The following is a 19,079-nucleotide window of genomic DNA, read 5'->3' as shown; positions in this document are numbered from 1 at the left end:
GCTTAAAAGGGACATGGCAGAAACAGACTCGCGACGCACCACCGTCCGGCTGGCAGCAGCAGTGCTGGCCAGCCTGATGGTGGCTTTCGCTGTGCTGACCTATCTTTCCTACACGGCGGCCTTCGCATCGATCGACACCGTCACGGTGTCGGCGCCGCGGGCGGGGCTGGTGATGGAGCAGGGCGCCAAGGTCAAGTACCGGGGCATCCAGATCGGCAAGGTCGAGGCCATCGACTATTCCGGCGACCAGGCCCGGCTGACCCTGGGCATCAACAGCGACGACATGCATTTCATCCCGTCCAATGCGACGGTGCACATCGCGGGCAACACCATTTTCGGTGCCAAGGCGGTGGAATTCATTCCCCCGCAAGCGCCTTCGCCCACGTCCCTACGTCCCGACGCGCACGTCGCGGCCTCTTCGGTGCAGCTGGAAGTCAATACCTTGTTCCAGTCGCTGATGGACCTGCTGCACAAGATCGACCCCGTCGAACTCAACGGGACGCTCAGCGCGTTCGCGGAAGGCCTGCGCGGTCACGGCGACGACCTGGGCGGCATCCTGTCCGGCTTGAATACGCTGACGCGCCAGGCAAACCCAAAGCTGCCCGCGCTGCAGGAGGACTTCCGCAAAACCGCCGTCGTCGCCAACACCTACGCCGACGCCGCGCCCGACCTGACCACGGTGATCGACAACCTGCCGACGATCAACAAGACGGTCGTGGACCAGCAGAAGAACCTGAACGACACGCTGCTGGCCACCATCGGCCTGTCGAACAACGCCTACGAAACGTTGGCGCCGGCCGAACAGGACTTCATCGACACCATCAACCGGTTGCGGGCCCCGCTGAAGGTGGCCGCCGATTATTCGCCGGAGCTCGGCTGCCTGTTCGCCGGCGTCGAGCGCGGTATCAAGGAATTCGCCCCGCTGCTCGGTGTTCGCAAGGCGGGCTTGTTCACGTCGTCGAGCTTCGTGCTGGGTGCGCCGTCGTACACCTATCCGGAATCGCTGCCGATCGTGAATGCCTCCGGCGGCCCGAACTGCCGTGGATTGCCGGACATCCCGACCAAGCAGACCGGCGGATCGTTCTTCCGGTCCCCGTTCCTGGTGACCGACAACGCCAACATCCCGTACGAGCCGTTCACCGAACTGCAGTTCGATGCGCCCTCGACGCTGCAGTTCCTGTTCCACGGCGCCTTCGCGGAACGGGACGACTTCTGATGCCGGAGAGTTCGGGAATGCCGTCGCACCGGGAGATGATGATCAAGGTCAGCATCTTCGCGGTGGTCATGCTGCTGGTGTCGGCGGGGCTGGTGGTGGTCTTCGGTGACTTCCGGTTCGGTCCCGAAAGCACCTACCACGCAACGTTTACCAACGTGTCCCGGCTGAAGTCGGGACAGAAGGTGCGCATCGCCGGGGTGCCGGTCGGCGCGGTGTCGGGCATCAAGCTCAACCCCGACAACACCATCGACGTGAAGTTCGGGGTGGACAAGCGCTACACGCTCTATTCGTCCACGCGCGCGGTGATCCGCTACGAAAACCTGGTCGGTGACCGATACCTGGAGATCACCTCGGGCCCCGGTGAGCTGCGCAAGCTGCCGGCCGGCGCGACGATCAACAGCCAACACACCCAGCCCGCACTGGATCTCGACGCCCTGCTGGGCGGACTGCGACCGGTCCTCAAGGGCCTTGACGCCGACAAGGTCAACACGATCAGCAGCGCGGTCATCCAGCTGCTGCAGGGCCAGGGCGGAGCGTTGTCGAACGTGCTGGCCGACACCAGCGCGTTCTCCTCGGCGCTGGGTCAGCGTGACCAGCTCATCGGCGACGTGATCAACAACCTCAACACGGTGCTCACCACCGTGGATCAACGCAGCGCACAGTTTTCGGCCAGCGTCGACCAGTTGCAGCAGCTCATCACCGGGCTTGCCGAGCACAAGGACGACATCGCCGGTGCCATCCCGCCGCTGGCGTCGACGACGACGGATTTGACTCAGCTGCTGAAGAATTCGCGCCGTCCGCTGCAGGGCATCCTGGAGAACACCCGGCCGCTGGCCACCGAGCTGGACAACCGCAAGGCCGAGGTGAACAACGACGTCGAGCAGCTGGGCGAGGACTACCTGCGGCTGGCCGCGCTCGGCGCCTACGGCTCGTTCTTCAACATCTACTTCTGCTCCGTGACGATCAAGATCAACGGCCCGGCCGGTAGCGACATCCTGCTGCCGCTCGGTGGCCAGGTGGATCCCAGCAAGGGGAGGTGCGCTTTTGCCAAGTAACGCAAGGCGTGAGCGCGATCCACTGCGCACCGGAATCTTCGGCGTGGTGCTGGTGGTGTGTGTCGTGCTCATCGCGTTCGGCTACGCCGGATTGCCGTTCTGGCCGCAGGGCAAGATCTACGACGCCTACTTCACCGACGCCGGAGGCATCAATCCCGGTAACGCCGTTTACGTTTCGGGTTTCAAGGTCGGCAAGGTGACCTCGGTGGGGCTGGCCGGCGACAGCGCCAAGATCAGCTTCAGCGTCGACCGCCACGTCGGCGTCGGGGACCAGTCGCTGGCCGCGATCCGCACCGACACCATCCTCGGTGAGCGTTCCATCTCGGTGACCCCGGCCGGTGGCGGCAAGGCGACCACCATCCCGCTCAGCCGTACGACGACGCCGTACACGCTCGCCGGCGCGCTCGAGGATTTGGGTCAGAACGCCAACAACCTGGACAAGCCTCAGTTCGAGAAGGCGTTGAACGTGCTCACCGACACCCTGCACGACGCCAACCCGCAGCTGCGCGGCGCGCTGGACGGCGTGACGTCGCTGTCGCGCACCCTGGACCGCCGCGACGAGGCGCTGCAAAGCCTGCTGGCGCATGCGAAGTCGGTCACCGGTGTGCTGTCGCAGCGGGCCGATCAGGTCAACAAACTGGTCGACGACGGTAACGAGTTGTTCGCCGCCCTCGACGAACGGCGCGGCGCCCTGGCCCAGCTGATCTCGGGGATTCAGGACCTCTCTTCGCAGATTTCCGGCTTTGTCGCGGACAACCGCAAGGAATTCGGTCCGGCCCTGAACAAGCTCAACGACGTGCTGTCCAACCTCAACGAGCGCCGCGACTACATCACCGAGGCCCTCAAGCGCCTGCCCACCTACGCCACCGAGCTCGGTGAGGTGGTCGGTTCCGGTCCGGGCTTCAACGTCAACGTCTACGGCGTGATCCCGGCGCCCCTGCTGGCCACCATGTTCGACTTCTTCTACCAGCCCGGCAAGATGCCTGCCAGCCTCGCCGACTACCTGCGCGGGCTGATTCAGGAACGCTGGATCATCAGGCCGAAGTCACCATGATGCAGCGGATCCGTGGCAGCAGGGGGCTGCGCTACGCCACCGTCATCGCGCTGGTCGCGGTGTTGGTGGGTGGCGTGTATGTTCTTTCGTCGCAAGCGAATAACAAAAAGATCGTCGGCTATTTCACCTCTGCGGTCGGACTGTATCCCGGTGATCAGGTGCGCATCCTCGGTGTCCCGGTCGGCACCATCGACACGATCGACCCGCGCCCGTCCGACGTCAAGATCACCATGTCGGTGTCCAAGGACGTGAAGATCCCGAAGGACGCCAAGGCCATCATCATGTCGCCAAACCTGGTGGCGGCCAGGTTCATTCAGTTGACGCCAGCGTACACCGGCGGGCCGGAGATGGCCGACGGCGCCAGCATCGGCCCGGGCCGCACCGCCGTTCCGGTGGAATGGGACGAGGTCAAGGAGTCGCTGACCCAGCTGGCCGTCCAACTCGGCCCGACGGCCGGATCGATGCAGGGACCGCTGGGCGCGGCGATCAACCAGGCCGCGGACACCTTCGACGGCAAGGGTGAGTCCTTCCACAACGCCTTGCGTGAGCTCTCGCAAGCCGCTGGGCGACTGGGGGATTCGCGCGGCGACATCTTCGGCACGGTGAAGAACCTGCAGGTATTGGTCAACGCGTTGTCGTCGAGCAACGAGCAGATCGTCCAGTTCGCCGGGAACGTCGCCTCGGTGTCGCAGGTGCTCGCCGACAGCTCGCGCCACCTGGACACCACGCTGGGCACCCTGAACAAAGCACTGTCCGACATCCGTGGGTTCCTGCACGAGAACAACTCGACGATCGTCGACACGGTCAACAACCTCAACGATTTCGCGAAGACGTTGAGCGACCAGAGCGACAACATCGAGCAGGTGCTGCACGTGGCGGGTCCGGGTATCGCCAACTTCTACAACATCTACGACCCGGCGCAGGGCACGCTCAACGGTCTGCTGTCGATACCGGAATTCGCCAACCCCGTGCAGTTCATCTGCGGCGGATCCTTCGAAACCGCCGGCGGACCCCGGGCGCCGGATTACTTCAAGCGCGCCGAACTCTGCCGTGAGCGGCTGGGCCCGGTGCTGCGCCGGCTCACCGTGAACTATCCGCCGCTGATGTTCCACCCGCTCAACACGATTACGGCGTACAAGGGCCAGATCATCTACGACACCCCGGAAACCCAGGCCAAGTCGGCCACCCCGGTGCCGCAGCTGACCTGGATCCCGGCCAAGGGCGCCCAAACGCCGCCCGCCGCGCAGAACCCGGCGGATCTGCAGGCGCTGCTGGTCCCGACGGCACCGCAGGCCGGTCCCGCACCGGGCCCGGCGCCGGCCGGCGCCGCCCCCGCACCGGGTCCCGCTCCCGGAAGTGCGTTCGGTCCGCTGCCGGGGCCGCCTCCCGGCCAGGCGCCCGGCGGGCTGACGGCCGACCTGGGCGGTGGCGGATGAACCGATTGTGGTTGCGCGCCGGCGGATTGGCGACGGGCGGCATGCTGCTGGCCGGCTGCCAATTCAACGGGCTGAACTCGGTGGCGATGCCCGGCACCGCCGGTCACGGCAGCGGCGCCTACTCGATCACCGTCGAGCTGCCCGACGTCGCGACCCTGCCGCAGAACTCCCCGGTCATGGTCGACGACGTCACCGTCGGCAGTGTCGCCGGCATCACGGCCGAACAACGGGCCGACGGATCGTTCTATGCCGCAGTGAAATTGGCGTTGGACCGCAACGTCTTGCTGCCCGCCAACTCGACCGCGACGGTCGCCCAGACGTCGCTGCTCGGCTCGATGCACATCGACTTGGCCCGCCCGAAGGACAAGCCGGCCGTCGGCAAGCTCAAGGACGGGTCGAAGATCGCGGAGGCCAACACGGGTCGCTACCCCACCACCGAAGAAGTGCTTTCGGCGCTCGGCGTGGTGGTCAACAAGGGCAATGTCGGTGCCCTGGAAGAGATCACCGACGAGACCTACCGGGCCGTCGCCGGCCGGCAGGACCAGTTCGTCGACCTGATCCCCAGGCTCGCCGAGCTCACGTCGGGACTCAACCGGCAGGTCAACGACATCATCGATGCCGTCGACGGACTGAACCGGTTCTCGGCGACCCTGGCGCACGACAAGGACAACCTGGGCCGAGCGCTGGACACGCTGCCCGAGGCGATTGGGGTGCTCAACAAGAACCGCGGGCACATCGTCGAGGCCTTCGCCGCGCTGCACAAGCTGGCGAATGTCACCTCGCACATCCTTTCCAAGACCAAGGTGGACTTCGCCGCCGACATGAAGGACCTGTACTCGGTCGTCAAGGCGCTCAACGACAACCGGCGGAACTTCGTCACCTCGCTGCAGCTGTTGCTGACGTTCCCGTTCCCCAACTTCGGTATCAAGCAGGCGGTGCGCGGCGACTACCTCAACGTGTTCACCACCTTCGACCTCACCCTGCGCCGCCTCGGTGAAACGTTCTTCACCACGGCCTATTTCGACCCGAACATGGCCCACATGAACGAGATCCTCAACCCGCCGGACTTCTTGACCGGCGAGATGGCCAACCTGTCCGGACAGGCCGCGGATCCGTTCAAGATTCCGCCCGGCACAGCTTCGGGACAGTAGGGGGCGGACGCATGCATGACAGACTGACCAAGATCCAGCTGTGGATCTTCGCCGTGATCACTGCCATCACCCTGACCGTGATGGCGATCTTCTACCTGCGGCTGCCCGCGACGTTCGGTATCGGAACCTACGGCGTGAGTGCCGATTTCGTTGCCGGCGGCGGGCTGTACAAGAACGCCAACGTCACCTACCGCGGTGTCGCCGTCGGCCGCGTCGAGTCGGTGGGGCTGAGCCCCAACGGGGTCATCGCCGGCATGCGGCTCAACAGCGGGACCGCCATCCCGTCGAACGTCACCGCCACCGTCAAGAGTGTGTCGGCGGTCGGCGAGCAGTACATAGATTTGGTTCCGCCGAGCTCGCCGGCATCGACCAAGTTGAGCAACGGATCTCGCATCGAGCGGAAGAACACCCGGATCGGCCAGGACGTCGCCGACCTGTTGAAGCGCTCGGAGACGTTGGTCAACAGCCTGGGCGATACCCGGCTGCGTGAGCTGCTGCACGAGACGTTCCTCGCGGCAAACGGTTCCGGGCCCGAGCTGGCCCGGCTGTTCGAGTCCGCGCGGCTGCTGGTGGACGAGGCCAACGCGAACTATCCGCAAGTCTCGCAATTGATCGACCAGGCCGGCCCGTTCCTGCAGGCGCAGATTCGCGCCGGCGGTGACATCAAGTCGTTGTCCGACGGGCTGGCGCGGTTCACCTCCGAGGTGCGGCAGGCCGATCCGCAGCTGCGCGACACCCTGGCCACCGCCCCCGGCGCCACCGACGAGGCGAGCACCGCGTTCTCCGGCATCCGTCCCTCTTTCCCGGCCCTGGCCGCCAGCCTGGCCAACCTCGGGCGGGTCGGCGTGATCTACCACAAGTCGATCGAGCAGCTGCTGGTCGTCCTGCCGGCGTTGTTCGCCGCGATCACCACCGCCGCGGGGGGTGGGCCGCAAGACGAGGGCGCCAAGCTGGACTTCAAGCTCGACCTCAACGACCCGCCGCCGTGCGCGGTCGGCTTCCTGCCGCCGCCGTTGATGCGCACCCCGGCCGACGAGACGGTGCGTGAGCTGCCGAAGGACATGTACTGCAAGACCGCGCAAAACGACCCCAGCACCGTGCGCGGCGCCCGCAACTACCCGTGCCAGGAGTTCCCCGGAAAGCGCGCCCCGACGATCCAATTGTGTCGCGACCCGAAGGGCTATGTGCCGATCGGGCGCAACCCGTGGCGCGGCCCGCCGGTGCCGTACGACACCCCGGTGACCAACGGCCTGAACGTGTTGCCGCCCAACCACTTCCCGTACATTCCGCCGGGCGCCGAGCCCGATCCGGGTACACCCATCGTCGGCCCGCCGCCCCCGGGCGTGGTGCCCGGGCCGGGGCCGCTGCCCAACAAGCAGCCGGCGTTCGATCCGCCGCCGCCCAATGACAACGGGCCGCCGCCGCCGTTCACGTCGTGGCAGCCGCCCGGCGTACCGCCGGTGCCGCCCCAGCTTCCCTACCCGAAGTGGCTGCCCCCGCCGGCACCGCCGGAGGGGATCAATCCTCCGCCGGCGGGCCCGGGACCGGAGAAGCCGTGGGGTCCGCCGCCCGGAGGGCAGCCGCAGGCCAGCGGCCCGGCCTACGCCACCTATGACCAGAAGACCGGCGCGTTTGTTGATCCGGCCGGTGGCACTGGTATCTTCGCGGCCGGCGCCACTGGCACATCCGGCGCCGAGAACTGGGTGGACCTCATGCTTGATCCAAGGCCGATGTAATGGAACCTGCCGTGGCAGACGAACCGACAATCACGCCGCGCGTTCGTCGGCGAGCCTCGCGCGCGGCGGGTCCGGCCAAGGGGGAGCCGCCCCGGGACGTCACTGTCCAGACCGATGTTCCGGCCGCGCCGCAGCGCCCGGCCAAACCCGTCAAGACCCTCAAGTCCATCAAGCCGCCGCCACGACGGCAGCCGCACCGCGTGCGGGTCGCGTGGATTTCCTTCGCGGCCGCACTGTTGGCGGTTGGGGCGCTGGCCGGTTGTGTGGCGGCGCTGCTCGTTTCGCAGCGCCACGCCACCGCCACCCAGGCGCGCGATCAGCGTTTCGTCGACACCGCCACGCAGACGGTGGTCAACATGTTCAGCTACAAGCAGGACAACATCGACGAAAGCGTGAACCGGTTCGTCAACGGCACCAGCGGCCCGCTGCGCGGCATGCTCGGCGCCAACAACAACGTCGAGAACCTCAAGGGCCTGTTCCGCTCCACCAATGCGACGTCGGAGGCCGTCATCAACGGCGCCGCGCTGGAAGGCATTGACGCCGTTACCGATAACGCGTCGGTGCTGGTGTCGGTGCGCGTCACGGTCGCCGACATCGACGGGGTCAACAAGCCGTCCATGCCCTATCGCCTGCGTGTCATCGTGCACGAGGACGACGCGGGGAAGATGACCGGCTACGACCTGAAATATCCCGACGGAGGCAATTGATGCGATGGCGGCGTTGGCTGCTGATCGTCGCGGGTTACCTCCTGGCCGTGGCGTTCGTCGGGCTGTCCGCGGTGGCCGGCTGGATGTACTGGGACAGGGTGCAGACCCGCGGCGAGCAGGCGGCGCGTGCGGTGTTGCCGGGGTTGGCGGCCAAGGAGGTTCCCGAGGTTTTCGCGTACGACTACCAAACCGTCGAGCGGAGCCTGTCGGCGGCGTATCCGCTGTTGACCCCCGACTATCGCGCGGAGTTCCAGAAGAGCGCAAACAACCAGATCATCCCCGAGGCCAAGAAGCGCGAAGTCGTGGTGCAGGCCAATGTCGTTGGCGTAGGGGTGATGTCGGCCAAGCGGGAATCGGCATCGGTGATGGTCTTCATGAACCGGACCGTGACCGACAAGTCGCGCCAGCCGCTGTATGACGGCAGCCGGTTGCGGGTGGACTTCAAAAAGATCGGCAAGCAGTGGCTGATCGCCTACATCACGCCGATCTAGCCCGCCGGCATCGACCGTTAGGTCAGTAGCACATCGCAATGCCGTTGCAGTACAACGGGTAACGATTTATCGGGCTGGGCGGCGGCCCCGTCATCGCCAGCGAGAACGGTTCCTTCTTCATTCCCGGCTGCATCCCACACACGGCGCCGTGCAACGTGGTGTGGGTGCCGCTCATCGTCTCGTCGCTGAACGCGAAGGTGTCCGTCGACGGCGCGCTGCCGCCGCCCGGGCAGGCCACACCGTCGGGCTTGTCGACTTTGAAAGTCCACAGCATGCTGGACATCCGGGCTCGGCCACTGAAGTTCTGCTGCTTGTCCGCGGCGCTGATCTGCTCGGGCGTCGAACTCACGATGTTCAGCGCGCAGTTCATCGCGAACACGATCGGGTCGGAATAGTCGTTCATGTTCCGGGTGCCCGAGGGCTGATCGCACAGCGCCGAGATGGTCCAGGTGACCCCGGAGACGCCCGCCTCGTTGAAGTTGTACGTTCCGTCCGCCGGTGGCCCGACGGCCTTGGCCGGTTCACCGGATTGCAGCGCGATCCCCACCGCGACGGCCGTGACTATGCCGGCACCCGCGGCCATGCCGTGACGGAGCTTCATCCGGTTCCCCTCCTTCACGTTCGACGCTGCATCTGAGTATCACAGCGTTCGGGCGCCAACACCATGGGGTCGTGCGCGTGCGCGCTAATCGGCGTCACCGGGCCGGGATTCGGCGAGCGCATCGAGGAACGACCTCGCCCAGCGGTCGACGTCGTGGGCGAGTACCTGGCGGCGCAGGGACCGCATCCGGCGGCGGCCCTCGTCGACGGATTGGTTCAGCGCGGCCTCGATCGTGTCCTTGACGCCTTCGAGGTCGTGCGGGTTGACCAGATACGCCTGCCGGAGTTCGGCGGCGGCGCCGGTGAATTCGGACAGGACGAGCGCGCCGCCGAGATCGCTGCGGCACGCGACGTACTCCTTGGCGACCAGGTTCATCCCGTCGCGCAGCGGGGTGACCAGCATGACGTCGGCGGCCACGAAGAACGCGATGAGCTCGTTGCGGGGGACCGGCCGGTGCAGGTAGTGCACCACCGGATGCCCGACTTCGCCGTATTCACCGTTGATGTGGCCGACCTGGCGTTCGATGTCGTTGCGCAGCTGCTGATAACTGTCCACCCGTTCGCGGCTCGGTGTCGCGAGCTGGACCAGCACCGTGTCGTCGCGCTTGGCGCGGCCCTCGGCCAACAGCTCCGAAAAGGCTTTCAGCCGAACGTCGATGCCCTTGGTGTAGTCGAGCCGGTCGACGCCGAGCAGCACCTTGCGGGGGTTGCCCAGCTCGGCGCGGATCTCGCGGGCGCGGCGCTTGATGTCGCGGTGGCGGGCCGCCTGGTCCAGCGAGCTGGAGTCGATGGAGATCGGAAACGCACCCACCCGGACGACGCGGGAGTCGAGCTCTACCTCGCCGTAGCGCGACCGCACGCCCACCGCGCCGCGCGAGGTGTTGGCACCGGTCAGCCGCCGGGCCAGGAACAGGAAGTTCTGCGCACCGCCGGCCAGATGGAAGCCGACGAGGTCGGCACCGAGCAGGCCCTCGACGATCTCGGTCCGCCACGGCATCTGCATGAACAGCTCGACGGGCGGGAACGGGATGTGCAGGAAGAAGCCGATGGTCAGGTCGGGGCGCAGTTCGCGCAGCATTTTGGGGACCAGCTGCAGCTGGTAGTCCTGCACCCAGACCGTCGCGCCTTTTGCGGCGGCACGGGAGGTGGCTTCGGCGAAGCGGCGGTTGACGTCGACGTACCGGTCCCACCATTCGCGGTGGTACATCGGTTTGACGATGACGTCGTGGTACAGCGGCCACAGCGTGGCGTTGGAAAAGCCCTCGTAGTATTCGGCGACGTCGTCGGCGCTCAGCCTGACCGGCCGAATCTCCAAATCATCCTGGAGGATGGGCTCGTCCTCGCCGTCGGTGTCCTCGGCGACGACCCCGGGCCAGCCCACCCACGCGCCGCGGCGGCGGCGCAGCAGTGGCTCGAGGGCCGTGACCAGTCCCCCGGGGCTGCGCTTCCACGCCGTGGTGCCGTCGGGAAGCTGCTCCTGGTCCACCGGCAGCCGGTTGGCGACTACGACGAAGTCGGAGTTCCCGTACTTGGCTGCCTTCGAGCTGCGCCCTCCCCCGGGAGACATTTACGCGTCGAGTTTCGCCGGCCCAATACCCAGCATGGACAGAAACACCCGGCATTCGTCGGCGTCGTTCGCGTACGCCGCGACGACCCGCCTGGCCTGGCTCGCGGTGCTGTCCGCCACCGGCTCGACGTCGCCGATTTCGCCAGGATCAGATTTCGTAGGCATGACTTAACTGTAGGCGACGTTCGTGACCGCTCGCAGGCCGTCTCACCAGCTAACGGGTGCCGACCGCATTTATGGCTGGTTTGCAGCGGTTCGCCGCGCCGCTCGCGAAGACGCGATCGCCCGTCGACACGGTGGTGCAGGATAAGCAGGTGGTCGATGAGAACGCCGACGAGACGGTGTTCGAGTTCTTCGATGTCGTCGTCGAGCGGCAAGGAAGGCGGGCCCTGGACGGGCTGACGGCCGCCATTCCGGGTCACGGTGTGACGGCGGTGTTCGGACCGTCGGGCTCGGGCAAATCGACCCTGCTTCGGTTGTGCAACCGCCTGGAGCTGCCGACCAGCGGGCGGGCGACCTTCCATGGGTCGGACATCGCCGGCCTCGATCCGCTGTGGCTGCGGCGCAGGGTGGGCATGTGCTTCCAGCGTCCGACGCCATTTCCGGGCACGGTCGCCGACAACTTGCGCGCCGCGGACCCGGACGCGTCCGACGCGCGGATGCGGGAAACGCTGGCCCGGGTGGCGCTGACCGGATCGTGGTTGGACCGCGACGTGGCCGGGCTTTCGGGTGGCGAGGCGCAGCGCGTGTGCCTGGCCCGCACCCTGATGGCCCAGCCTCAGGTGCTGCTGCTGGACGAACCCACCTCCGCCGTCGACACCAAGGCGGCCGAAGTCATCGAGCGCGCGGTGCGCGACCTGGCCGCCGACGGCACCCCCGCCCTGTGGGTCACCCACGACTCGGCGCAGGTGGAGAGGGCCGCCGACCGGGTCCTGCGCCTGGAGTGCGGCCGCAGCCTGGGGCTGGGCCCGGTCGGCGCCCAGCCCGGCGACGGCCCGGGGGCATGATGCACGGTCAAGTCGGCTGGGCGGGCCTGGCGACGTCGCTGATTTTGGTGGCGTTCGCGGCCGGGATCTCGCTGTGGCGGCGATTGGGTCTGGAGCGGCAGCTGCTGTGGGCCGCGGCCCGCGCGCTGGTGCAGTTGCTGCTCGTGGGGGGTGCGCTGACTCTGCTCTTCGAGCCGGGCCGGTCGCTGTGGTGGTCGTGGGCGTGGGTCGCCGGGATGGTGGCCTACGCCGGGGATGTCGCACGCCGCAGGGCGCCGGAGGTGCCGCGGTTTGCACCGCTGGCCGTGGCCGCGTTCGCCGGCGCGGCGGTGGTGACGCTGGGGGTGATCTTCGGCCTGCGGGTGTTCCCGTTGCAGGGGCGCACCCTGGTTCCCGTCGCCGGGATGATGATCGGCAACTCGATGACCGCCATGGTGCTGGTGGCTCGGCGGTTGGTCGACGAGCTGCGCGACAAGCGGGACGAGGTCGAAGCCCGTCTCGCCCTGGGGCAACCGTCGCGGCAGGCCGCGTCGCCGTATCTGCGAATCGCCTTGCGCTCGGCGATATCTCCACAGATTGAGACGACCAAAGCCACCGGGCTGGTGTTCCTGCCGGGCGCCATGACCGGCCTCATCCTCGCCGGGGTGCCGCCGTTGCAGGCGGTGTTGGTGCAGGCCGTGGTGATGTTCTTGATCCTGGGTTCGGTCGCGGCCACCACCGTGGTCGTCGCGCTGGGCATCATCCGGCTGGTGTTCACCCGCGACCATCGGCTGCTGCCGCTGGGCCGGCGGCCCGAGAACGCCGGGTGAGGACCCGTCGGGCGGCCGATCACCCCAGCGCGGACCCGGTTACACACTGGCCGTAATCTGTAAAGAAGGCCAATTCAACGACGAACGAGGTAGGCGGAATGACAGTCTCCCAGCAAGCCGACGCCGGGGCGGCCGACGCCAACTCCCCGGAGCTGGTGGCTTACGAAACCCTCGACGAGGGCCGCATCGCCCGCATCTGGCTGAACCGGCCCGAAGCCCACAACGCGCAGAGCCGCGGCCTGCTGGTCCAGCTCGACGAGGCCTTCGGCCGGGCCGAGGCCGACGACGCGGTCCGCGTGGTGATCCTCGCGGCGCGCGGTAGGAACTTCTCCGCCGGCCACGACCTGGGTTCCGAGCAGGCCCTGGCCGAGCGCGCACCGGGGCCCGGGCAGCATCCGAGCTTCCGCTCACGCGGGGCGACGCTCGAACCGATCATGGAGAAGCTGTACCACCAGGAGTGGCACTATTTCTTCGAAAACACCTGCCGCTGGCGCGATCTGCGCAAGATCACCATCGCCCAGGTGCAGGGGAACGCGATCTCGGCCGGTCTGATGCTGATCTGGGCGTGCGACCTGATCGTCGCGGCCGACAACGCGAAGTTCAGCGACGTCGTCGCGGTTCGGCTGGGCATGCCGGGCGTCGAATACTATGCGCACCCTTGGGAATTCGGGCCGCGTAAGGCCAAAGAGCTTTTGTTGACCGGGGATTCGATCGACGCGGACGAGGCGCATCGGCTGGGGATGGTGTCCAAGGTCTTCGCTGTCGACGAATTAGAAGAAAAGACACTCGAATTCGCGCGACGCATCGCCGAACGGCCCACGATGGCGTCGCTGCTGATCAAGGATTCGGTCAACGCCGCCTCCGACGCGATGGGTTACACCGAGGCGCTGCGGCACGCGTTCCACGTGCACCTGCTGGGGCATGCCCACTGGGCGGCGTTCAACGAGAACCGGTGGCCGGTCGGCCAGCCTCCGCACGTCGAGGATTGGCGCGACGCGAAGCCGACAAAGGTGGCGCGCCGCGACACCCCGTAGGCCGCGCAGCAGCGGGCCTAACGAGACCGGGGGTAGCGATATTCACCCCGAGGGGACATGCTTCTATAGCTAGAACTTGTTCCAGTTTGAAAGGGTCTCGCGTGCAGCTTTCGTTCGAAGACCGGACCTATCTGATCACCGGCGGCGGCAGCGGGATCGGCAAGGGCGTGGCCGCCGGGCTGGTCGCGGCCGGCGCCTCCGTCATGATTGTCGGCCGCAACGCCGATCGGCTCGCCGACGCCGTCAAGGAGATCGAAGCCCTCCCCGGCGACGGCTCGATTCGTTACGAGCCCGCCGACATCACCAACGAAGACGAGGCGGCGCGCGCCGTCGACGCCGTGACGGCCTGGCATGGCCGGCTGCACGGGGTGGTGCACTGCGCCGGCGGGTCGGAGACCATCGGACCGATCACCCAGATCGACTCGGAGTTGTGGCGTCGGACCATCGACCTCAACGTCAACGGAACCATGTACGTGCTCAAGCACTCCGCGCGCGAAATGGTGCGCGGCGGCGGCGGATCGTTCGTCGGCATCTCATCGATCGCGGCCAGCAACACCCACCGCTGGTTCGGCGCCTACGGCGTCGGCAAATCGGCGCTGGACCACTTGATGCAGCTGGCCGCCGACGAACTCGGAGCGTCCTGGGTGCGGGTCAACAGCATTCGTCCCGGCCTGATCCGCACCGAGCTGGTTGCTCCCATCCTCGATTCGCCCGAGCTGAGCGCGGACTACCGCGCCATCACGCCGCTGCCCCGACCCGGCGAGGTCGAAGACATCGCGAATGTGGCGATGTTTCTGCTCAGCGATGCTTCCAGCTATGTGACCGGGCAGATCATCAACGTCGACGGCGGGGTGCTGTTGCGTCGCGGCCCGGATTTCTCGGCGATGCTGGAACCGGCCTTCGGTGCCGACGCGCTACGCGGAGTGGTCTGATCCGGGGAGAAGTAGATGAAAAGGCTTGAGGGCAAACGGATCCTGGTCACCGGCGCCGCGTCGGGGATCGGGCAGGCCACCGCATTGCGGTTATTGAGCGAGGGCGCCGGTGTGGTGGCCGCCGACGTATCGACTGACGGTCTGAGCACCACGCAACGCCATGCCGACGAGGCCGGTACCGCCGACCGGCTCACCACGTTGCCGATGGACGTCGGCAACGAGGACTCGGTGATCGACGGCGTGGGCTCGGCCGTCGAGAAGCTCGGCGGTCTGGATTCGCTGGTCAACGCGGCGGGCATCCTGCGCGCCTGGCACACCCACGAGACCACCCTCGAGCAGTGGAATCGGATCATCGCCGTCAACCTGACCGGCACCTTCCTGGTGGTCCGGGAAGCGCTACCGTCGCTGCTGACCAATCCCCGCAGCGCGATCGTGAACTTCAGCTCCACGTCGGCCTCGTTCGCCCATCCCTATATGGCCGCCTACGCCGCCAGCAAGGGCGGCATCCAGGCCTTCACCCACTCGCTGGCGCTCGAATACGCCAAGGAGGGTCTGCGCGCCGCGTGCGTCGCCCCGGGCAGCATCAAGTCCGGGATCACCGATGCCACCGGCGGATACATCCCCAAGGACGCCGACTGGTCGCTGTTTCCCCGGCTGATGCCGATCCTGCCGACCACGACGGAATCCAGCGGCGCGGGAATGGCCGGGCCCGAGGCGGTCGCCGGTGTGATCGCCATGCTGGTCTCCGACGATGGCGCCTGGATCACGGGCACTGAAATTCGGATGGACGGCGGCACGCACGCTTGATGGCGGCGACCCGCTGCGCTTGATGGCTAGTTGACGCAGGGCACGCCGCCGCCGTCGATCGGCTTGCCCTGATCGGGTGTCGGGTAGGTCGTCGTCGTGCCGTTGTAGTAGTAGCTCTTGGCCTTGGTCGACGTGGTGCTGGAGCTGGTGCTCGTCGTGTCGTCCATCTGGGTCTCGTCGGTTGTGGGCATCGTGAAATTGGTGTCCACGGTGACCCGGATGTGCCCGGCCGCGACGCTGGCGCTGGGCTGCTTGGGCGCGTCCACGCCGAGCAGGTTGGCCAGGTTGAGCGCATCGGTTTGTGCGCCGGCGCCATACTCCACCGAGGTGGTCGTCGGGTCGCCGGATTCGCGGTCGCGGACCTGACCCGGGGTGTAGCCCTTCTTCTTGAGCGCGCGCGACACCTCGGTGGCCAGACCGCTCATGCTGCCGGAATTCACAACGTCGACCACCGTGGACGGATCGGGCTTCACGGCGGTGGTGGTCGGCGCGGTCGTCGGTGTGTCCGAGCCGATGGCCTGCGCCACCTCGGACTTGATGGCTGCCGGATCGACGATGTTGACGTCCTGGCCGTCGATGGTGTCGTAGCGCACCACCGGCAGCGTCCGGAACTCGACATTGCCGCCGGCCAGGCCGCCGAGCCGCTGGATCATGTCGTCGTTCCAGCCCGCCGAGAGCACCACGTCCTTGCGCGCCACCGCCATCAGGTTCTTGAGCTTGTCGATGTTGGTGAAGGTGCCCGAGGCCTGCAGCTCCTGCATGACCGACGAGATGAACGCCTGTTGCCGGTGGGTGCGGTCCAGGTCCCCGTTCTCCAGGCCGTGCCGCTGCCTGACGAACGACAGCGCCTCCGACGCGTCCAGCCGCTGGCGGCCGGCCGGGAAGTCGGCGCCGGAATACGAGTCGTAGACGGCGTGATTGAGGCACACGTCGACGCCTCCGAGGGTCTGCGCCAGGTCGAAGAAACCCGCCAGATTGACCTCGGCGAAGTAGTCGATGGGAACACCGGTCAGGCTTCGCACCGCCCGCAGCGTCGCCGCCCGGCCGGCTTCGCGGCCCTTGGTCTCGAGTTCCTTTTGAGTGCTGTTGCCCTGGTTGGCCAGCTTTTGGGCGACGTACTGTTTGGTCAGGCCGTAGGCCTCTTTGATCTTGATGTGGTTGTATCCCGGGACCCCGGTGAAGGGCACCCAGTCGTCGCGGGGGATCGAGAAGGCGACGACTTTGTTGTCGGCGCTGACGTGCACCAGGATCATCGTGTTGGTGTTGTAGCCACCGTCGTCGGAATCGCCGGCGTGCAGATGCTTCAGGATCGAGTTGGGCAGGTCGTTGCCGTCCTGATCCTTCCGCGAATCCAGCCCGATCAGCAGGATGTTCATGTTGTCGCCGCTGGACCGTGGATCGTCGGGCTGCAAGGCGTTCGACACGGTTATGCCGCCCAGCGCGCCGTGCGCGACGTAGTAGCCCGCCCCGGTCAGGCCCACAGCGGCCACGGAGACGAGCGCGCCCAGGGTGCGCGTCAGCCCCTTACGGAAACGGGAGGGTTGACGGACGGCTCGATGACGGCGATGCGCGCCGCCCGAGCGGGCCATCACAAACCTCTGCCCACGCCCAGCACATCACCAGGCACCGCAACGGTGCTTTGCGGCGATGTCGCTTCAAGCATGGTGACAAGTATGCGTTAGCTTGCTGTGAAGCCCCCAATCGAGAGCACCCGTCACACGGTCGGTGGGAGCGTATTCGCGGGACCGACCACACACTAATCTTGCATGCCATCCGTGCTCTACCAGCATGTTTTTCCCTGTGTCGCCCGCAATGGTCTCCGTCAGGTCTCGGGCCGGCCGCACCGCCGCCCGGATCGAGCCGAACTTGTTATCGGGCGGATACGGCCCGGCGGGCCGTCACCGCATCAAATCGGCCAGCAAACCACCATCGTCGGCTATCGGGCTCTGACCAGGTCCTCGCCCGAGGTGTAAAAGAGCGTGATGTTGGTGCCGGTGACGACCTCAGCGAGGTAGACGCCGACCGGCTCGACTTCGTAGTAGTAGTGGATGTTGCCGCCGGTGTCCACCGTCGATGCGCACGAAAAGCCCGGCGCACCACATCGTTGCTTGATGGGTATAGCGAGGATGGCCAGCAGCACGACGGCAATGCCGACCAATAGCGGGATCCAGTGCAGCGCCGACCGTTGTTGCGCCGGAAGTATCACGGTTGGAGTGTATGCGGCTGATCCAGCGATTTTGGCGCGCGGCGCAGTAGGGTTCTTCAGCTGTGGCCACCGCACTCCCGCACGACCGATCCCCCGTGCACACGCGTGTCGAGGTACTCGGCAACATCGGACCCAACTGGTTCGCCTCGGTGATGGGCACCGGGATCGTCGCGACCGCCGGCGCAACCCTGCCCGTCCACATCGTGGGGTTGCGGGCGTTCGCCCAAGTGGTTTGGGTGATCGCGGCCGCGCTGCTGGTGGCGCTGATCGTGCTGGTGGGTGGCCATTGGTTGCGCCATCCGACCGTGGCGCGCACCCACGCCCGCAATCCGCAGATGGCGCACTTCTACGGCGCCGCCCCGATGGCCCTGATGACCGTCGGTGGGGGAGCCGTGCTGGTCGGCAGAGACCTGCTCGGCGAGCGCATCGCCGTCGACCTGGATTGGGTGCTGTGGACCGCCGGCACGCTCGGCGGGCTGTTCACCGCCGTCAGCATCCCGTTCCTCATGTTCACCCAGCACGACGTCGAGCCGGACGCGGCGTTCGGTGGATGGCTGATGCCGGTCGTTCCGCCTATGGTGACCGCGGCGACGGGGGCGCTACTGCTTCCGCATATCTCGGCCGGCGCCGGGCGGGCGACCATGCTGTACGGCTGCTACGCGATGTTCGGGTTGTCGTTGGTGGCCTCGTTGAACATCATCGCCATGATCTGGAGCCGCCTGACCCTGTACGGCACCTCGGGTACCGCGCGGGTGCCGACGCTGTGGATCGTGTTGGGCCCGCTTGGCCAATCCATTACGGCCGCGGGGCTTTTGGGAGCCAACGCGGCCTTGGCCGTCGACCCGGAACTGGCCGAGGACCTGAACGCGTTCGCGATCCTCTACGGGGTGCCGGTGTGGGGTTTCGCGGTGTTGTGGATCGCGCTTGCCACCGCGTTGACGGTTCGCACGCTGCGCCGGGGGATGCCGTTCGCCCTGACCTGGTGGAGCCTGACCTTCCCGGTCGGGACCTTCGTGACCGGGACCTCCCAGCTCGCCGGGCACACCCATCTGCCGGCATTCAGGCTGGCGGCGGCCATCGCCTACGCGGGGCTGCTGTTCACCTGGCTGCTGGTGACGGTTCGCACCGCGCGGGGCAGCCTGCGGGGCAACCTGCTCAAGTTGCCGCCGAGCGCGGCGCCGATCAAGGCGCACAAGGACCCGGCCCGCCGCTAGTTGTACCCGGCAGGGACGTTGTTGACGATTCGGCTGTGAGAAGGGAGGACCTCCGGGCTTAGTGGAGATGTCTGACGT

At 67.0% G+C, this 19,079-nt stretch carries 19 protein-coding genes; 14 read left to right on the top strand and 5 right to left on the bottom strand.

Annotation, left to right across the window (positions count from 1 at the left end; genetic code table 11):
* Positions 1 to 13: 13 nt before the first annotated feature.
* From A5688_RS17525 to A5688_RS17490, 8 genes are read left to right on the top strand one after another with little or no spacing between them, the layout of a single operon-like run.
* Complete coding sequence (locus tag A5688_RS17525; RefSeq protein WP_068268227.1) at positions 14 to 1,216, top strand: virulence factor Mce family protein; 1,203 nt, start codon at positions 14 to 16, stop codon at positions 1,214 to 1,216.
* A complete protein-coding gene (locus A5688_RS17520) occupies positions 1,216 to 2,271 on the top strand; it encodes a virulence factor Mce family protein (RefSeq protein WP_067828224.1) in 1,056 nt (351 codons plus the stop codon). The genes A5688_RS17525 and A5688_RS17520 overlap by 1 nt, the downstream gene beginning before the upstream one ends.
* Positions 2,261 to 3,325 (top strand): virulence factor Mce family protein, encoded by a 1,065-nt coding sequence (locus A5688_RS17515; protein WP_067911326.1) that lies wholly within the window; start codon positions 2,261 to 2,263, stop codon positions 3,323 to 3,325. Before A5688_RS17520 ends, A5688_RS17515 begins: the two co-directional genes overlap by 11 nt.
* Positions 3,322 to 4,761 (top strand): virulence factor Mce family protein, encoded by a 1,440-nt coding sequence (locus A5688_RS17510; protein WP_067911323.1) that lies wholly within the window; start codon positions 3,322 to 3,324, stop codon positions 4,759 to 4,761. The genes A5688_RS17515 and A5688_RS17510 overlap by 4 nt, the downstream gene beginning before the upstream one ends.
* Entirely contained in the window at positions 4,758 to 5,912 is a 1,155-nt protein-coding gene (locus A5688_RS17505; protein ID WP_067911320.1) for an MCE family protein, read from the top strand. Before A5688_RS17510 ends, A5688_RS17505 begins: the two co-directional genes overlap by 4 nt.
* A gap of 11 nt (positions 5,913 to 5,923) precedes the next feature.
* On the top strand, positions 5,924 to 7,648 hold the full coding sequence (locus tag A5688_RS17500; protein WP_067828212.1) for a virulence factor Mce family protein: 1,725 nt from the start codon (positions 5,924 to 5,926) through the stop codon (positions 7,646 to 7,648).
* Positions 7,648 to 8,355, top strand: coding sequence for a mammalian cell entry protein (locus A5688_RS17495; protein ID WP_067911317.1), 708 nt, complete (start codon positions 7,648 to 7,650; stop codon positions 8,353 to 8,355). Before A5688_RS17500 ends, A5688_RS17495 begins: the two co-directional genes overlap by 1 nt.
* A complete protein-coding gene (locus tag A5688_RS17490) occupies positions 8,355 to 8,846 on the top strand; it encodes a mammalian cell entry protein (RefSeq protein ID WP_067911314.1) in 492 nt (163 codons plus the stop codon). Before A5688_RS17495 ends, A5688_RS17490 begins: the two co-directional genes overlap by 1 nt.
* A gap of 22 nt (positions 8,847 to 8,868) precedes the next feature.
* Here the strand turns inward: A5688_RS17490 and A5688_RS17485 are convergent, their stop codons facing one another.
* The 3 genes from A5688_RS17485 to A5688_RS27400 all read right to left on the bottom strand — a co-directional run bounded on the left by A5688_RS17485 (position 8,869) and on the right by A5688_RS27400 (position 11,178).
* On the bottom strand, positions 8,869 to 9,447 hold the full coding sequence (locus A5688_RS17485) for a hypothetical protein (RefSeq protein WP_067828203.1): 579 nt from the start codon (positions 9,445 to 9,447) through the stop codon (positions 8,869 to 8,871).
* A gap of 84 nt (positions 9,448 to 9,531) precedes the next feature.
* Complete coding sequence (locus A5688_RS17480; protein WP_067828200.1) at positions 9,532 to 11,013, bottom strand: alpha,alpha-trehalose-phosphate synthase (UDP-forming); 1,482 nt, start codon at positions 11,011 to 11,013, stop codon at positions 9,532 to 9,534.
* Positions 11,014 to 11,178: a hypothetical protein gene (locus A5688_RS27400; protein WP_008263763.1), complete on the bottom strand. Its 165-nt coding sequence runs from the start codon at positions 11,176 to 11,178 to the stop codon at positions 11,014 to 11,016. It lies immediately after the preceding gene.
* An 80-nt stretch (positions 11,179 to 11,258) separates the two neighbouring features.
* Between A5688_RS27400 and A5688_RS17475 the strand changes: the two genes are divergently transcribed.
* The 5 genes from A5688_RS17475 to A5688_RS17455 all read left to right on the top strand — a co-directional run bounded on the left by A5688_RS17475 (position 11,259) and on the right by A5688_RS17455 (position 15,581).
* The gene (locus A5688_RS17475) at positions 11,259 to 12,020 is read left to right on the top strand and encodes an ABC transporter ATP-binding protein (protein ID WP_242660299.1); all 762 of its coding nucleotides are present in this window, start codon (positions 11,259 to 11,261) and stop codon (positions 12,018 to 12,020) included.
* Positions 12,020 to 12,808: an ABC transporter permease gene (locus A5688_RS17470; protein ID WP_067828196.1), complete on the top strand. Its 789-nt coding sequence runs from the start codon at positions 12,020 to 12,022 to the stop codon at positions 12,806 to 12,808. Before A5688_RS17475 ends, A5688_RS17470 begins: the two co-directional genes overlap by 1 nt.
* A 98-nt stretch (positions 12,809 to 12,906) precedes the next feature.
* Positions 12,907 to 13,842 carry an enoyl-CoA hydratase gene (locus tag A5688_RS17465; RefSeq protein ID WP_067911310.1) on the top strand — a complete coding sequence of 312 codons (936 nt, stop codon included), beginning with the start codon at positions 12,907 to 12,909 and terminating at the stop codon, positions 13,840 to 13,842.
* 101 nt (positions 13,843 to 13,943) lie between these two features.
* Entirely contained in the window at positions 13,944 to 14,774 is an 831-nt protein-coding gene (locus tag A5688_RS17460) for an SDR family oxidoreductase (protein ID WP_067828190.1), read from the top strand.
* A 15-nt stretch (positions 14,775 to 14,789) separates the two neighbouring features.
* Positions 14,790 to 15,581 (top strand): SDR family NAD(P)-dependent oxidoreductase, encoded by a 792-nt coding sequence (locus A5688_RS17455; protein WP_067828187.1) that lies wholly within the window; start codon positions 14,790 to 14,792, stop codon positions 15,579 to 15,581.
* Positions 15,582 to 15,607: 26 nt separating this feature from the next.
* Here the strand turns inward: A5688_RS17455 and A5688_RS17450 are convergent, their stop codons facing one another.
* Entirely contained in the window at positions 15,608 to 17,170 is a 1,563-nt protein-coding gene (locus tag A5688_RS17450; protein ID WP_120312359.1) for an LCP family protein, read from the bottom strand.
* A 347-nt stretch (positions 17,171 to 17,517) separates the two neighbouring features.
* Positions 17,518 to 17,757 (bottom strand): hypothetical protein, encoded by a 240-nt coding sequence (locus A5688_RS17445; RefSeq protein WP_067828232.1) that lies wholly within the window; start codon positions 17,755 to 17,757, stop codon positions 17,518 to 17,520.
* A 92-nt stretch (positions 17,758 to 17,849) separates the two neighbouring features.
* Here A5688_RS17445 and A5688_RS17440 point away from each other — a divergent pair, with 92 nt between their 5' ends.
* On the top strand, positions 17,850 to 19,001 hold the full coding sequence (locus tag A5688_RS17440; RefSeq protein WP_067911307.1) for a TDT family transporter: 1,152 nt from the start codon (positions 17,850 to 17,852) through the stop codon (positions 18,999 to 19,001).
* Positions 19,002 to 19,079 lie beyond the last annotated feature (78 nt).

Source organism: Mycobacterium mantenii (assembly GCF_001667865.1).
Lineage (GTDB): Bacteria > Actinomycetota > Actinomycetes > Mycobacteriales > Mycobacteriaceae > Mycobacterium > Mycobacterium mantenii_A.
Note: the sequence above shows the minus strand (reverse complement) of the source record. Positions and strands in the feature narration are given on the sequence as shown.

Coding starts and splice junctions, on each gene's coding strand:
- A5688_RS17525 (WP_068268227.1), top strand. CDS start 14: ATGGCAGAAACAGACTCGCGACGCACCACCGTCCGGCTGGCAGCAGCA.
- A5688_RS17520 (WP_067828224.1), top strand. CDS start 1,216: ATGCCGGAGAGTTCGGGAATGCCGTCGCACCGGGAGATGATGATCAAG.
- A5688_RS17510 (WP_067911323.1), top strand. CDS start 3,322: ATGATGCAGCGGATCCGTGGCAGCAGGGGGCTGCGCTACGCCACCGTC.
- A5688_RS17505 (WP_067911320.1), top strand. CDS start 4,758: ATGAACCGATTGTGGTTGCGCGCCGGCGGATTGGCGACGGGCGGCATG.
- A5688_RS17500 (WP_067828212.1), top strand. CDS start 5,924: ATGCATGACAGACTGACCAAGATCCAGCTGTGGATCTTCGCCGTGATC.
- A5688_RS17495 (WP_067911317.1), top strand. CDS start 7,648: ATGGAACCTGCCGTGGCAGACGAACCGACAATCACGCCGCGCGTTCGT.
- A5688_RS17490 (WP_067911314.1), top strand. CDS start 8,355: ATGCGATGGCGGCGTTGGCTGCTGATCGTCGCGGGTTACCTCCTGGCC.
- A5688_RS17485 (WP_067828203.1), bottom strand. CDS start 9,447: ATGAAGCTCCGTCACGGCATGGCCGCGGGTGCCGGCATAGTCACGGCC.
- A5688_RS17480 (WP_067828200.1), bottom strand. CDS start 11,013: ATGTCTCCCGGGGGAGGGCGCAGCTCGAAGGCAGCCAAGTACGGGAAC.
- A5688_RS27400 (WP_008263763.1), bottom strand. CDS start 11,178: ATGCCTACGAAATCTGATCCTGGCGAAATCGGCGACGTCGAGCCGGTG.
- A5688_RS17470 (WP_067828196.1), top strand. CDS start 12,020: ATGCACGGTCAAGTCGGCTGGGCGGGCCTGGCGACGTCGCTGATTTTG.
- A5688_RS17465 (WP_067911310.1), top strand. CDS start 12,907: ATGACAGTCTCCCAGCAAGCCGACGCCGGGGCGGCCGACGCCAACTCC.
- A5688_RS17455 (WP_067828187.1), top strand. CDS start 14,790: ATGAAAAGGCTTGAGGGCAAACGGATCCTGGTCACCGGCGCCGCGTCG.
- A5688_RS17450 (WP_120312359.1), bottom strand. CDS start 17,170: ATGGCCCGCTCGGGCGGCGCGCATCGCCGTCATCGAGCCGTCCGTCAA.